Origin of the sequence: Rothia sp. L_38 (assembly GCF_050689125.1) — a bacterium.
Classification (GTDB): domain Bacteria; phylum Actinomycetota; class Actinomycetes; order Actinomycetales; family Micrococcaceae; genus Rothia.
This window is the reverse complement of the sequence record NZ_JBOEQD010000010.1, coordinates 24681-38675: the sequence shown is the minus strand read 5'-3', so window position 1 is coordinate 38675 and position 13995 is coordinate 24681. Positions and strand designations below refer to the sequence as shown.

Here is a 13995-nt window from a genome sequence, read left to right as displayed (position 1 = left end):
CGTTCTGTGAGGGCTGCTAGCGGACGAGACCCGCGGCTAGGGTGTTGCCGTCTGCCTGGTTGATCAGCAGCAGGGAGCCTACCAGTCCGCGCCCGTTGTAGGGTTCGACGGGTAGGTCTTCTGCCAGTTGCAGGGTGACGGTGGCGATGTCGTTGAGTTCAACTGCTTCGCCGGGGTGTTCTTGGTTGGTGTCAATATCGAGGATGGAGTCGATGGAGGTGAGGCGGGCCCGCACCAGGGAGGTACCGTAGCGCAGCTTGACCTTGGCACCCGGACGCAGCGGGGTATCGGCTAGACCTACCAGGGTGGCGGTGAGTTCCCTGCTACCTTCGGGGCGGTCGGCACCGGCAATGAGGTCACCGCGGGAGAGGTCGATATCGTCTGCCAGGCGCACCACGATGGAGTCTCCTACGGTGGCAGTGGTTGCTGCCCCATCTGCGGTATCGATGTGGGTGACGGTGCTGGTTCGCCCCTGCCCCAGGTGCACGGTGTCGCCCACAGCCAGGTGACCGGCGGTGATACGCCCGGCGTAGCCCCGGTAGTCGGTACCCTGGGGGCGAATTACATACTGGATGGGCAGGCGCAGGCCAAGGTCTGACTCCTGCTCAGCTACGTCGACGGTTTCGAGGTAGCGCAGCACGGTCGGGCCGGTGTACCAGGGGGTGTTGGCAGAAGGTTCCACCACGTTATCCCCCTTCAGGGCGCTAATAGGGATCACGGTTACCTCAGCGACGCCCTTAGCCTGCGCCAAAGCCGTGAACTCTTCGCGGATCTGCTCAAAGACGTCCTGGGAGTAATCCACCAGGTCAATCTTGTTCACAGCCAGGACTACCTGGCGCACGCCCAGCAGGGCTGCAACCGTCAGGTCGCGGCGGGTCTGGGTCACTACGCCGTGGCGGGCGTCCACTAAGAGCACCACAACCTGGGAGGTTGAAACACCGGTCACGGTATTGCGAGTGTACTGCACGTGGCCCGGGGTATCAGCCAGAATGAAGGTGCGCTCGGCGGTTGAGAAATAGCGGTAGGCCACGTCGATGGTGATGCCCTGTTCGCGTTCTGCGCGCAGACCATCAACCAAGAGCGATAGGTCCAGGCCGTCGTGGCCGCGCTCGCGGCTGGTGCGCTCGACCGCTGAAAGTTGGTCAGCCAGCACGCTCTTAGTGTCGTGGAGCAGACGGCCCACGAAGGTTGATTTGCCGTCGTCGACGCTTCCGGCGGTGCACAGGCGCAGGGTCTGACGGGTTGCGAGCTGGGCGGACGCCGGTGCCCCGCTTGCTGTCTCGATATCGGTGGGGTGGGTGAGCAGGGTCATTTTAGAAATAACCTTCCTTCTTACGGTCTTCCATGGCGGATTCGCTCAGGCGGTCGTCCGCGCGGGTTGCGCCGCGTTCGGTCAGGGTTGAGGTGGAGATTTCGGTGATGATGTCCTGTACTGTGCTGGCTTCAGACAGGACGGCGCCGGTGCAACTCATATCGCCGACGGTACGGTAGCGTACCCGGCGGGTTTCAAGGGGTTCGCCCTCGGTGGGTCCACCCCACTCCCCTGCGGTCAGCCACATACCGTCGCGGTTGAAGACTTCGCGCTCGTGGGAGAAGTAGATGGGGGGAAGCTCGATTGCGCGGGCTCCGATGTATTCCCAGATGTCGGCTTCGGTCCAGTTGGAGATGGGGAAGACGCGGATGTTCTCGCCGGGCAGGTGGCCTCCGTTGTAAAGGTTCCACAGCTCGGGGCGCTGGCGGCGGGGGTCCCAGCCGCCGAAGGCGTCGCGTACCGAGAAGATGCGCTCTTTGGCGCGGGCTCGTTCCTCATCGCGGCGAGCGCCACCGAGCACCGCGTCGTAGCCTTGTTCTTCGATGGTTTCGACCAGGGGGACGGTCTGCAGGGGGTTGCGGGTGCCGTCGGGGCGCTCCTGGAGTTCTCCCCGGTCGATCCAGTCCTGGACTTTGGCCACGCGCAGGCGGGCGCCGGTGCGCTCCACCAGGCGGTCGCGGAAGTCGATAACTTCAGGGAAGTTGTGGCCGGTATCAACGTGAAGCAGCTCGAAAGGAACCGGGGCAGGGGCAAAGGCACGGCGGGCTAGTTCGTAGACGACAACGGAGTCTTTACCGCCTGAGAAGAGCAGGGCGACCTTGTCGAATTGCCCGGCTACTTCGCGCAGGATGTGGATTGACTCGTTTTCTAGGTCTTTGAGGTGGGGTGAAAGGGTTTCTGTTGTTGTGGTGCTCATGTGTGTAGTCCGCATTCTGTCTTGGTGAACCCTGCCCAGCGTCCGCTGCGGGGGTCCTGGCCGGCTTCAACCTTGGCGGTGCAGGGGGCGCAGCCGATTGAGGGGTAGCCTGCCTTGGTCAGGGGGTGAACTATGAGGTTCTTATCCTCGATGTACCGGTCGGTATCTTCAAGGCTCCAGGTAACCAGGGGTGAGATCTTGAGTCTGCCGTTGGGGTCTATGTCCAGTGCCGGGGTGGTGGCGCGAAGCGGTGAATCTGCCCGGCGGAGGCCGGTAATCCAGCCGGTGTAGGGGGCCATGGACGCTGCCAGGGGCTCGACCTTGCGCATGCGGCAGCAGGCTGCGGGATCGGTGCCGTAGAGGTTGATGCCGTAGCGGGCGTCCTGCTGGCCCACGGTGAGCAGGGGCTTGGCTCTGACCAGGTTCTGGGGGTAGCGTTCCTCTACCTGCTGGGCCACGTCAAGGGTCTCGGGAAAGTGGTAGCCGGTATCAAGAAAGAGGAAGTCGGAGTCAGGCAGGTAGCGGCTAGCCAGTTCGGCGAGCACCGTGTTTTCCATGGAGAGGGTTACCACCAGCTTGCCCGTCACGTGTTCGTGGGCCCAGGTCAGGATTTCTTCGGCACTTGCATCGTAGAGGGCTTCGGCATAGCGATCTACGAGTTGCCGGTTGGCTTCTTTCTCGGCGTCAGAGAGCTGGGCGGGCTCAGGCGTGCCCTCCGGGCTGATAGCCGGATCTTCCAGCGCTGCGGCCGGTGAGCCAAGACCAAAGTTTTTAAAGCTCACGGGTGAGGGTTCCATAGCGCTCCTTTCATAACAGTTCTTAGGGTCGAATTGTTTGAAAGTCTAGGCTTATGGGGGCGGGGTGGTCGAGTTATTGCGGGGGCCAGGTCACGGGGCGACATTTTTACGTCATAGGTATTCACCGGGGGTAATTTTTACGGCCCTAGGTTTGCTTGAGGCCCTTGCAGCCCACTACTGTGCGCCACTGGTTGCAGGCTTACTTGTCATCTAATGAAACGTGCGTACCGCAGGTAGACCCAGGGCGTGCCACAATGGTGTTTATGCGTATTTTGTCTATTCAGTCCGCTGTAGCTTACGGCCACGTAGGTAATTCAGCTGCCGTTTTCCCCCTCCAGCGTCTTGGCCACGAGGTCATGCCCGTCAACACCGTCCTCTTCTCGAACCACACCGGCTACGGTGCTTGGCGTGGGCCGCTAATTTCGGGCGACGACGTCCGCGAAATTGTCACCGGCATCGAGGAACGCGGCGGTCTGACCGATACCGCCCTGGTGATTTCCGGCTATCAGGGTGGCTCTTCCATCGGCGACGCCATCCTCGATGCCGTTGCCAAGGCCCGCGCAGCCAACCCGAACGTCCTCTACTCCTGCGATCCGGTGCTGGGCAATGCCACCAGTGGCTGCTTTGTCTCCCCCGAGGTGCAGGAGCTGATTCGCGACCGCGTCATTCAGCACGCCGACATCATCACCCCCAACCAGTTTGAGCTGGGCTTTGTAACCGGTACCGACCCCAAGACCCTGGATGAGGTTCTCGAGTCTGTGGCTGCAGCCCAGAAGATTGGCCCCCAGACCGTGCTGGTGACCAGCGTGAACACCCCCGAAACTCCCGAGGATTCAATCCAGATGCTGGCTGTTTCGGGCGACGAGGCCTGGCTGATTACTACCCCGCGTCTGCCTATGAAGGCCAACGGCTCAGGCGACGTTACCCAGGCCCTGTTTGCCTCTCACTTCGCATCGGGTAAGGGCCTAAAGGAGGCCCTGGAACTCACCACTGCCAGCGTCTACGAACTGCTGAAGAACACCCTGGCCTCGGGCCAGCGTGAACTTCAGCTGATTGAGTCCCAGCAGGCCTACGTTGAACCTGCTGAGACCTTTGAGGCTGTAGCGGTTAAGCGCTAAGAGCAGCTAAGGCTTCGGTGGCCCTCTCTAGGGCAACCGAAGCGACAACCGCAGCAGAGGCGGCGTCACCGGGAAGCACCAGCGGCTCGGCGACGACCGCCTTTTCTGTGCCCTGGTAAGCCTTGGTGAGTTTGCTGTGGAAGTAGCCGCGGGCCAGCAGGTAGGTTGAGATGTATTCGGCCTGGTTGCTCTCCCAGGCCTGTTCGATAGTGGGTTCAATGTCGGCAACAAAACCGTAGGGCACCTGCCGGCTGAGCAGGGTGCTGAAAACTTCTGCCTGATAGAGCACCGCTTCACGGCCGTCCGCCCTGGAGGAACCGGCTGCTGCAAGCGCAATATCGTCGTAGCCGTCCCAGCCTGCCTCTTCGAGGCGCTGGCGTTGCAGCTTAGCCAGGGCTGCGGAAGGGCCGAGGGCGCGGGCTACTGCGGTGGTCAGGTGGCTAGCGCCTGCTGCTGCCTGCCTCATATCGTGTTCGGTGTGGTAGCCCGGTGAGAGTAGCAGGGGCACCAGGACGACGGTTGCCCCGGACGGTAGGGCCTGCAGCACCTGCGGCAGGGCGGGTTCTTGCACATCAACGTAGGCTTCGTGCACGGTGTAGGTTCCTGGGGCCTGGGCCTCGACCAGGGCAGTGAGCTGCTCGCGGATGAGGTTGACGGCTTCGCGGCCCTGGGGGTTATCGGTTCCGTGGGAGGTGGCGACCAGGTGAATCATGGGGCTCCAGTCTGCTGCTCATACAGCACAGTGGGTGGGGCTGACCCCACCCACTGTACAGCACAATCGATCGACTGGCAGGTGCGCTTCTCCCGCTTTTATCGTGCTGATTCCTCAGCAAGGGGTTGGCTGACCAGTTTCTCCGCTTCCTCCTTGCTGAGAATCCGTCCGCCAAGTCCACCGCGGTCGTGCCAGGCACCACCGACCTCAATTCTGGAAGCAATGTCCAAGCCGCCAGCCTTGACGGGCTCCCAGCCACCCAGACGCAATAGGTGGGTAATGCGCTCTTGCGCTACAGGGTCGTCCGTTGCAAAAAGTTGAGCCACCTTTTCGCCGCTACCGGTAGTTTCTTTGCCCAGATTAGCCGCACTCATGGTTCCCAGTGCTTTGACGAAATGAGCGCCCTCAGGAAGAAGGGCAGCGTTCTGCTGGCCAGCTGAGGACCCTTCTGGGTTGGCGGAAACCGCCCGGCCATCATCAGCAACCCGGAAGTTGTTGGATGGATCAACAACAACCTTGTCCACCAACTGTGAAGAGTGTTCCTGTAGCAACTGCTGAGTAACGGGGAACATCGTAGCGAAGACAACTGTGTCTGCCTCGTCAATGACCTGCTCGACGGTACCAGCCCGAATACCTAGCCCCAGTTCTTGAGCTGATTTCTGAGCCGATTCGAGATCTGATGCTGCAACCAGTATCTCTTCTCCCCCGCGAGCCAGGCGGAGGGCGACCTGTGAGCCAATGCGCCCTGTTCCAATGATTGCTGTGGTCATCTCAAACCCCTTATTTAGTTCATTTATTGACTATTTTCACTTTACTCTCGCGCTCTTAATTTTCAACAAAAGGGGTTGGGTCGCGTCTTAATTCGACACAAGACGAGCCCCGACCCCAACGAAGGGAACAATTTGGCCAACAGCCTCACAATCACAACCTAGCGGCCAACAATGAAACCACAGCGGGGCTCAGTGCTGGTGCAACCGGTGTAAACGGTCGACCCTTCCTCCCCTAGCGGCCCGGTAATGCTGACCTGCCGCACTTCTCCGCTGTCGTCCTTCCCCAGAACAAGGTAGGCTTCCCCGTCCGCATCGAGGTGCAGGCCGGCTGCGGGCTCGCCGGCCTCGTCGAAGAAGGGCTGAATTTCGAACCTGGGTTTCTCTACCGGCGCGGACGGCAGGGTGCCCTCCTGACTGTACCCGGTATCGGTGGGTGCTAGGACGACCACGGACCTATCCGTTGCTAGATAGATGTTTCCGTAGCGGTCAATATTGGTGCCGTTCTCAAGATTCCAGATCATGTTGCCCATCACGGTGTGCGTAGCGATGAAGGCGTAGGCATTGCCCAGGCCCTCGTAGAAGCCGATGGGCTGGCCGTCCTGATATACGGCGTAGGCCAGTTGCATCTGAGAGGGGGCTGACCCCGGGTTCATATCCCAACCGTAGGTACGGATCTCTACCGGCCCAAGGGCAGGGTGGGTGGCTTCAATGGTTTCGTAGTGGGTGCAGCGGTCTAGGCAGGTGTCTTTAAGAGCCTCAGATGTGGAGGCTACCGGGGAGCTTGAGGGCGTAGAAGTGCTTGCTGGTGCGGACGCAGAGGCAGAAACGGGGGCAGAGGTTTGAGCCGGTGCCTGCGCTGGAGCTTCAGCACCACCGGCGCAGGCGGCCAGGAGGGGCGCAAGGACCAGTGTTCCGAGGGCAGGACGCCAGCAGGCGGGCCGGTCGGTGAGGGCGGGGCGGGTGCGGGGGTTGCGCTTCACGGTCATCATCTCCTTTGATTGATGGTTGGTTACCGTAGTGGGCTCCCTCTTCTCATACTAAGCATGCTGGCAAGTCGCTTTCAAGAAGATGACGCGGGCTCACCCCGCCCTCTGGCCGCTCTGGCCGCTCCGGCTAGGAGGCTGCGGGCCGGCGAATCACCTTGTACTGGGCAGCCTGGGCGACCGGGCGCATGGTGATGTGGTCCAGGTTGATGTGCTGGGGGATGTTCACGGCAAAGGTGACGGTCTGGGCGACGTCCTCAGCCAGCAGGGGCTTCTCAACGCCCGCGTAGACCTTAGCCGCAGCCTCGTCCGACCCCAGGCGGTTGCGGGAGAACTCTTCGGTGTGCACCATGCCGGGGCGTACCTCAATCACGCGCACATTGTGTTCCGCCTCTTCGAGACGCAGGGTCTCGGTCAGGGCCCGCTCCCCGAACTTGGCGGCGTTGTAGCCCGCTCCCCCTTCGTAGCCGGCTTCGGCTGCGGTTGAGGTCAGGTTGAGCACGGTGCCCTGGCCGTTCTCGCGCAGGGCTGGTAGGAAGGCCTTGACCATATTGAGGGTGCCAATCACGTTGAGCTCGAACATGGCCGACCAGCCAGCGGGGTCAGCGTTAGCTACAGAATCAGCCCCGATAGCACCGCCGGAAATATTGACCAGGGCGTCAAGACGGCCGCCGGTTTCCCCCAGAATCTCCTGGGCGCGGGCAGATACCGCGTCGGCGTCCGTAATATCGAGGACGACCGGGCGCACCGAAGTGCGCGAGGCAAGTTCTTCGAGGCGCTCGGCGCGGCGGGCCACAGCGTAGACCGTCCAGCCGGTAGCGGCCATAAGTTCAGCGGTAGCCCGGCCGATACCGGAAGAGGCACCGGTCACCACGGCGATCTTACCGGCCTGGACATCGGGGGCAAAAGGGTTTGCGGGAAGTGATGAAGTAGTCATAGCACTAGCCTAACCTGCAACATATTTTTATTCGTGAGAGAATAGGCACCATGGCTGAAATCAACCAGGGCACAGACACGCCCGCAGAAAACACCGTAGAAATTACCGTCCCCGCGAAGCCCGGCCTCGAAGGCCTCGAAAAGAAGTTCACCGAGAACTGGGCCGCCAATAAGACCTACGCTTTCGACCCGAATACCACCCGCGAGCAGGTCTACTCCATCGACACCCCGCCGCCCACAGCGTCCGGCTCCCTGCACGTAGGTCACATGTTCTCCTACACCCAGACCGACGTGATTGCCCGGTACCAGCGCATGAAGGGCAAGAACGTCTTCTACCCCCTGGGGTGGGACGACAACGGCCTACCCACCGAGCGTCGCGTGCAGAACTACTATGGCGTACTCTGCGACCCCGCTATCCCCTACGACCCCGATTTCAAGGCTCCCGAAAAGCCTGCCAAGAACCAGCGCGACTGGCCCCGTATCTCCCGCCAGAACTTCATCGAGCTGTGCGAGATCCTGGCGGTAGAGGACGAAAAGGTCTTCGAAGAGCTCTTCACCACCCTGGGTCTGTCCGTCGACTGGTCCCACACCTACCGCACCATCGACGCCCACTCCCGCAAGGTCTCCCAGCTGGCCTTCCTCAACGACCTGGCCAGCGGCGATGCCTACATGGCAGAGGCCCCCACCATGTGGGATGTCACCTTCCGCACCGCGGTGGCCCAGGCAGAACTGGAAGACAAGGAACGCCCCGGCGCCTACCACCGCATCTCCTTCCACCGCGAGAACGGCGAGAAGGTCTGGATCGAGACCACCCGCCCCGAGCTGCTGCCCTCCTGTGTTGCCCTGGTCGCCCACCCCGACGATGAGCGCTACAAGCCCCTCTTCGGCACCAAGGTCACCTCTCCCCTCTTTGGCGTTGAGGTCGAGATCAAGGCCCACCCCCTGGCCCAGCCCGACAAGGGCGCCGGTATCGCCATGATTTGTACCTTCGGCGACACCACCGACGTCACCTGGTGGCGCGAGCTCCAGCTGCCCACCCGTGCCTTGATTGGCCGCGACGGCCGCTTCGCCACCGACACCCCCGAGTGGATTACCTCCGCCGAGGGCCGCGAGCGCTACGAGCGCATGGCAGGTGCCACCGTGTTCACCGCCCAGAAGACCGTCGTTGAGATGCTGGTTGAAGCCGGTGAAATGGATGGCGACCCCAAGCCCATCACCCACCCGGTTAAGTTCTACGAAAAGGGCGATAAGCCTCTTGAAATCGTGGCCTCCCGCCAGTGGTATATCCGCAACGGTGGCCGCGATGCCTACCGTCGTGAGGCCCTGGTAGAGCGCGGACGTGAAATCACCTGGCACCCCGCCTTCATGCGCTCCCGCTACGAGAACTGGGTTGAAGGCCTCAACGGTGACTGGCTCATTTCCCGCCAGCGCTTCTTCGGCGTGCCCTTCCCCATCTGGTACAAGCTCGATGCCGACGGCGAACCTAACTACGACGAGCCCATCATCCCCAGTGAAGAGATGCTCCCGGTCGACCCCGCTTCGGACGCCGCCCCCGGCTACACCGAAGACCAGCGCGGCGTGCCCGGCGGCTTCATCGCCGACCCCGACGTCCTCGACACCTGGGCCACCTCATCCCTGACCCCGCAGATTGCCACCGGCTGGGCCGTGGACGAGAACCTGCACAAGGTCACCTTCCCCATGGACCTGCGCCCCCAGGGCCACGACATCATCCGCACCTGGCTCTTCTCCACCGTGGTTCGCTCCAACTCCCTGGAGAACTCCGTCCCCTGGACCGACACCGCCCTTTCCGGCTGGATCCTGGACCCGGACCGCAAGAAGATGTCCAAGTCTAAGGGCAACGTCGTGGTCCCCAACGAAGTTCTGGAAAAGTACGGTTCGGACGCCGTTCGCTACTGGGCTGCCAGCGCCAAGCTCGGTGCCGATACCGCCTACGACGAGGCCCAGATGAAGATCGGCCGCCGCCTGGCCATCAAGCTGCTGAACGCCTCCAAGTTCGTGCTCGGCCTGGGCGCCACCGCCAACTCGGTCATCACCGACCAGGCTGCCGCGGGCGTCCTGACCAACGAGCTGGACCGCTCCCTGCTGGCCCGTCTCGCTGCCCTCGTTGACGAAGCCACCGCTGCTTTTGAGAACTACGAGTACGCCCGTGCCCTGCAGATCTCAGAGACCTTCTTCTGGCACTTCACCGACGACTTCGTAGAACTCATCAAGGACCGTGCCTACGGCAACGTCGGCGAAGCAGAACAGGCCTCCGTCCTGGCCGCTCTGGCTACCACCCTCGATGCTATGCTGCGCCTTTTCGCCCCCTTCCTGCCCTTCGTCACCGACGAAATCTGGTCCTGGTGGCGAGCAGGCTCAGTACATCGCGCCCCCTGGCCCACCACCGAGGGCTTCGCAGCCGCCGTAGCGGACGCCGACCCCGCCGTCCTGCCCACCGTCGCAGCTGCCCTGGGCGGTCTGCGTAAGGCCAAGTCAGAAGCCCAGGTCAAGCAGCGTACCGAGGTTGAAACCGCAACCATCACCGGTTCAGCGGACGACCTTACCCGCATCCGCGGCGGTCTTGGCGACCTCAAGGCAGCAGGCAACGCCCGCGACCTCACTCTCACCGAAGCAGAGGGCGAGCTGGCGGTCACTGACGTTGTGCTGATTACCGAAGAAGAAAGCTAATGTTATTGGGCATGCATACCCCGGTATAGCTGCATCATACGATAAGGCCCGGTTCCAGAGCTTCTGGAACCGGGCCTTTCGTGTATTCAGTAACAGGGGTATAAAGCACCCCTCGCTACTACTTTTCGGTGTTGAAAATCGGGCCGACGTTGCGGGGGCGCTTGATTTCAAAGAAGCCGGGGTAAGAGGCTAGGGCTACCGCGCCGTCGAAGACCTTGGCGGCTTCTTCACCGGTGGGAGCCGGTGACATCACGGGGCCAAAGAAGGTCACTCCGTTGATGCTCATCAGGGGCACGCCGATATCGTCGCCACCGGCTGAGTCCAGGCCAGCACGGGTGGAGGCGCGCATCTGCTCATCGTACTCTTCGGTAAAGGCAACCTGGGCAAGCTCAGCAGGTAGGCCCACCTCAGCCAGGGCAGCCTCGATAGCCTTCTCGAAGTAGGTGCCCTCCTTATTCTTCTGGTGGTGGATCTGCTCGCCCAAAGCGGTGTAGAGCTCGTCCAGCTTCTCTTGGCCGTACTGCTCTGCCACAGCGGTGGCAACACGGGCCGGACCCCAGGTGTTATCGATATGCTCGCGGTAGTCAGGGTCAAGGTCGCGTCCCTCGTTCAGGACGGCCAGGGAGAAGGGGTGCCAGGTGACAGCAACGTCGCGCTGGGTCTCCACTTCCTTAATCCAGCGGGAAGTCATCCAGCACCAGGGGCAGGTAGGGTCAAACCAGAAATCAACAGTATTTTCAGCCACGGGGTTACCTTTCAGTTAGGGGTGACATAGAAGAGCCCGCTGCCGGCATGTACAAGCACCGACAGCGGGAACGTTTTAGGCAGATTTTTTCTCGGGGGCTTCCAGCACCAGAATCGGGTCCTTCTCCCCCGCTACTACAGCCTCATCAATAATCACTGTAGTCACGTCAGTGCGGCTAGGTACATCGAACATGACCGGCTGCAGAATCGATTCCATGATGGAGCGTAAGCCACGGGCACCGGTGTCACGCTCAACTGCCTGACGGGCAATCGCTGCCACGGCGGCGTCCTCAAAAATGAGTTCTACCCCGTCGAGGGCAAACATGCGCTTGTACTGCTTAACCAGGGCATTCTTAGGCTCGGTCAGAATCCGCTTTAAGTCAGATTCGGTAAGTTTACCCAGGGTCGCCAGCACGGGCAGACGCCCAATAAACTCGGGAATCAGACCAAACTTCAGCAGGTCTTCAGGCATGAGCTTGGTGAGAATATCGCTCTCTTTAGCGGCCTGGTCAATAGATGCGCCAAAGCCGATGCCCTTGCGGCCCACTCGCCCGCCCACAATCTCTTCGATACCGGCAAAAGCACCGGCGACGATGAAGAGGATATTGGCGGTATTAATCTTGAGGAAGTCCTGCTGGGGGTGCTTCCGCCCGCCCTGCGGGGGCACAGCTGCCTCGGTGCCCTCAAGAATCTTGAGCAGGGCCTGCTGCACACCCTCACCCGATACGTCCCGGGTGATGGAGGGGTTGTCGGCCTTGCGGGAAATCTTATCGATTTCGTCGATATAGATAATGCCGCGCTGGGCCTTTTCAATATCACCGTCAGCAGCCTGGATGAGCTTGAGCAGGATGTTTTCAACGTCCTCGCCCACGTAGCCGGCCTCGGTTAGGCTGGTGGCGTCGGCAACGGCAAAAGGTACGTTGAGTTTCTTAGCCAGAGTCTGAGCCAGGTAGGTCTTACCCGAGCCGGTGGGGCCAACCAAGAGAATATTAGACTTAGCAATCTCTACGTCTTCGCCCTCGGTCGCCAAAAGCTCCTTGGCCTCAAAGGCAGGGCTCTGCTGGGCCCGAATACGCTTGTAGTGGTTGTAAACAGCAACAGATAGAGCACGCTTGGCAGCCTCCTGGCCGATCACGTACTCCTGCAAGTGGTCAAAGATTTCACGCGGGGTGGGAAGCTCTTCAACGGCACCCAAATCTTTCACATCGGCGAGCTCTTCTTCGAGAATCTCGTTGCACAGTTCAATGCATTCATCGCAGATGTAAATGTTGGGGCCGGCGATCAGTTTACGAACCTGTCGCTGGTTCTTCCCACAAAATGAGCATTTGGGAAGAGTGGTGCTATCGCCTAGGCGAGCCATAGACCCTACCTTTCCTTGGGTTCCTCTACCTAATCTACCGTGAAAACCTGCCTAGCCCAACATGTGACGGTTCAAGCAAGGTTACGTCTTTATGACTTAACAGTTGAACCGGGCGGGCTATTCCTTCTCTACCGCTTGGCAGACAGAAGGACGCCGCCCCTGCCCTTCCCTGCCTTGGGGCAGGTGGGGTGGGAGGCGGCGTCCGCACCGAGTCTAAACGTGAGCAGTGCTTAGTCGTGCTTCTCGGCGGTGTTGAAGGAGGGCTTGACGGCCTTACGGGATTCAAGCACCTGGTCAACGATGCCGTACTCAAGAGCGCCCTTAGCGGTAAGGATGTTATCACGCTCGATGGACTTATCGACCTCTTCAAAGGTCTTGCCGGAGTGCAGGGCCAGGGTCTGGGCGGTCCACTCGCGCATACGCATAACCTCGTTGGCGTGGATCTCGATATCAGAAGCCTGGCCACCCTGCTGACCCGAGAGGGCGGGCTGGTGAATCAGCACGCGGGCGTTGGGCAGGGCAAGGCGCTTACCGGGGGTACCGGCTGCCAGAAGGACGGCGGCAGCTGAGGCAGCCTGGCCCAGGCAGACGGTCTGAATTTCGGGGCGGATGTACTGCATGGTGTCGTAGATAGCAGTCATCGCGGTGAAGGAGCCACCGGGTGAATTGATGTAGAGGGTGATGTCGCGGTCGGGGTCCTGGGACTCAAGCACCAGCAGCTGGGCCATGATGTCGTCGGCTGAGGCGTCGTCGACCTGCACGCCCAGGAAGATGATGCGGTCTTCAAAGAGCTTGGCGTAGGGATCCTGGCGCTTGTAGCCGTAGGGGGTGCGCTCTTCGAAGTTGGGGAGCACGTAGCGGTCGGTGGGCATACCGGCAGGTGCGGTTGATGAAGGAAGGTGAATCATTCGTTTCTCCTGTAAAAAGTTCTGTGCCGGTTTACTTGTCGGTGGCACTGGTGGCCGGGCCGATCTTGTCGAGAATCTTGTCGAAGAAGCCGTAGGCCAGGCCTTCTTCGGCGGTGAACCAGTTGTCGCGGTCGTTATCGCGCAGGATGGTTTCAACTGTCTGGCCGGTGCGCTCTGCGGTGATTTCGCTCAGGCGCTTCTTCATGTCGAGAATCAGCTGGGCCTGAGTGCGGATGTCGGAGGCGGTGCCACCGATGCCACCGGAGGGCTGGTGCATGAGGATGCGAGCGTTGGGGGTGGCGTAGCGCTTACCGGGGGCGCCTGCGGTGAGCAGGAACTGGCCCATGGAAGCTGCCATACCGGTGACCACGGTGACAACGTCGTTGGGGATCAGCTGCATGGTGTCGTAGATTGCCATGCCCGCGGTGACGGAGCCGCCGGGTGAGTTGATGTAGAGGTAGATATCTGCCTCGGGGTCTTCAGCTGAGAGCAGCAGGAGCTGGGAGCAGATACGGTTGGCGTTGGAGTCGCGCACCTCGGAGCCCAGCCAGATGATGCGTTCCTTGAGCAGGCGGTTGTAGACGTAGTCGTCCTGGCCGCCCATGGGGGTTTCCATGGCGGGGGCCTGGTGTGCTTCAGGGGTGAAGGACATGTGTTCCGCTCCTTGTGTCGGTTGCAGCACCCGCGCGGACGCCGGTGCCAAAGATTTGCTTGACACTTAGGTTATCGCTTTTGGGGCTCCAAAAATTGC

General features: G+C 61.1%; 13 protein-coding genes. 2 read left to right on the top strand and 11 right to left on the bottom strand.

Features of this window, described 5'->3' with window-relative positions; translation table 11 throughout:
* Positions 1-16 precede the first annotated feature (16 nt).
* From ACRCJM_RS08675 to ACRCJM_RS08665, 3 genes are read right to left on the bottom strand one after another with little or no spacing between them, the layout of a single operon-like run.
* Complete coding sequence (locus ACRCJM_RS08675) at positions 17-1312, bottom strand: sulfate adenylyltransferase subunit 1 (RefSeq protein ID WP_431464608.1); 1296 nt, start codon at positions 1310-1312, stop codon at positions 17-19.
* Position 1313: 1 nt separating this feature from the next.
* Positions 1314-2243 carry a sulfate adenylyltransferase subunit CysD gene (cysD, locus tag ACRCJM_RS08670; protein ID WP_431464607.1) on the bottom strand — a complete coding sequence of 310 codons (930 nt, stop codon included), beginning with the start codon at positions 2241-2243 and terminating at the stop codon, positions 1314-1316.
* On the bottom strand, positions 2225-3025 hold the full coding sequence (locus ACRCJM_RS08665; protein WP_431464606.1) for a phosphoadenylyl-sulfate reductase: 801 nt from the start codon (positions 3023-3025) through the stop codon (positions 2225-2227). The genes cysD and ACRCJM_RS08665 overlap by 19 nt, the downstream gene beginning before the upstream one ends.
* Positions 3026-3288: 263 nt before the next feature.
* Between ACRCJM_RS08665 and pdxY the strand changes: the two genes are divergently transcribed.
* Positions 3289-4143: a pyridoxal kinase PdxY gene (pdxY, locus tag ACRCJM_RS08660; protein ID WP_431464605.1), complete on the top strand. Its 855-nt coding sequence runs from the start codon at positions 3289-3291 to the stop codon at positions 4141-4143.
* Here pdxY and ACRCJM_RS08655 read toward each other — a convergent pair.
* The 4 genes from ACRCJM_RS08655 to ACRCJM_RS08640 all read right to left on the bottom strand — a co-directional run bounded on the left by ACRCJM_RS08655 (position 4133) and on the right by ACRCJM_RS08640 (position 7545).
* Positions 4133-4855 carry a sirohydrochlorin chelatase gene (locus ACRCJM_RS08655; protein ID WP_431464604.1) on the bottom strand — a complete coding sequence of 241 codons (723 nt, stop codon included), beginning with the start codon at positions 4853-4855 and terminating at the stop codon, positions 4133-4135. The two genes, pdxY and ACRCJM_RS08655, sit on opposite strands and share 11 nt — an antisense overlap.
* A gap of 98 nt (positions 4856-4953) precedes the next feature.
* On the bottom strand, positions 4954-5625 hold the full coding sequence (locus tag ACRCJM_RS08650; RefSeq protein ID WP_431464603.1) for an NADPH-dependent F420 reductase: 672 nt from the start codon (positions 5623-5625) through the stop codon (positions 4954-4956).
* 158 nt (positions 5626-5783) lie between these two features.
* The gene (locus tag ACRCJM_RS08645; protein ID WP_431464602.1) at positions 5784-6605 is read right to left on the bottom strand and encodes a hypothetical protein; all 822 of its coding nucleotides are present in this window, start codon (positions 6603-6605) and stop codon (positions 5784-5786) included.
* A gap of 133 nt (positions 6606-6738) precedes the next feature.
* Positions 6739-7545, bottom strand: a complete 807-nt coding sequence (locus tag ACRCJM_RS08640; RefSeq protein ID WP_431464601.1) for an SDR family oxidoreductase — start codon at positions 7543-7545, stop codon at positions 6739-6741.
* Positions 7546-7595: 50 nt separating this feature from the next.
* Between ACRCJM_RS08640 and valS the strand changes: the two genes are divergently transcribed.
* Positions 7596-10232 carry a valine--tRNA ligase gene (gene valS / locus ACRCJM_RS08635; protein ID WP_431464600.1) on the top strand — a complete coding sequence of 879 codons (2637 nt, stop codon included), beginning with the start codon at positions 7596-7598 and terminating at the stop codon, positions 10230-10232.
* A 118-nt stretch (positions 10233-10350) separates the two neighbouring features.
* Here valS and ACRCJM_RS08630 read toward each other — a convergent pair whose 3' ends face one another.
* The 4 genes from ACRCJM_RS08630 to ACRCJM_RS08615 all read right to left on the bottom strand — a co-directional run bounded on the left by ACRCJM_RS08630 (position 10351) and on the right by ACRCJM_RS08615 (position 13896).
* Complete coding sequence (locus ACRCJM_RS08630) at positions 10351-10977, bottom strand: DsbA family oxidoreductase (RefSeq protein WP_431464599.1); 627 nt, start codon at positions 10975-10977, stop codon at positions 10351-10353.
* Between the two features lie 75 nt (positions 10978-11052).
* Positions 11053-12336, bottom strand: a complete 1284-nt coding sequence (gene clpX / locus ACRCJM_RS08625; protein WP_431464598.1) for an ATP-dependent Clp protease ATP-binding subunit ClpX — start codon at positions 12334-12336, stop codon at positions 11053-11055.
* Between the two features lie 230 nt (positions 12337-12566).
* A complete protein-coding gene (locus tag ACRCJM_RS08620) occupies positions 12567-13244 on the bottom strand; it encodes an ATP-dependent Clp protease proteolytic subunit (RefSeq protein WP_185174588.1) in 678 nt (225 codons plus the stop codon).
* 31 nt (positions 13245-13275) lie between these two features.
* A complete protein-coding gene (locus tag ACRCJM_RS08615) occupies positions 13276-13896 on the bottom strand; it encodes an ATP-dependent Clp protease proteolytic subunit (protein ID WP_272878352.1) in 621 nt (206 codons plus the stop codon).
* Positions 13897-13995 lie beyond the last annotated feature (99 nt).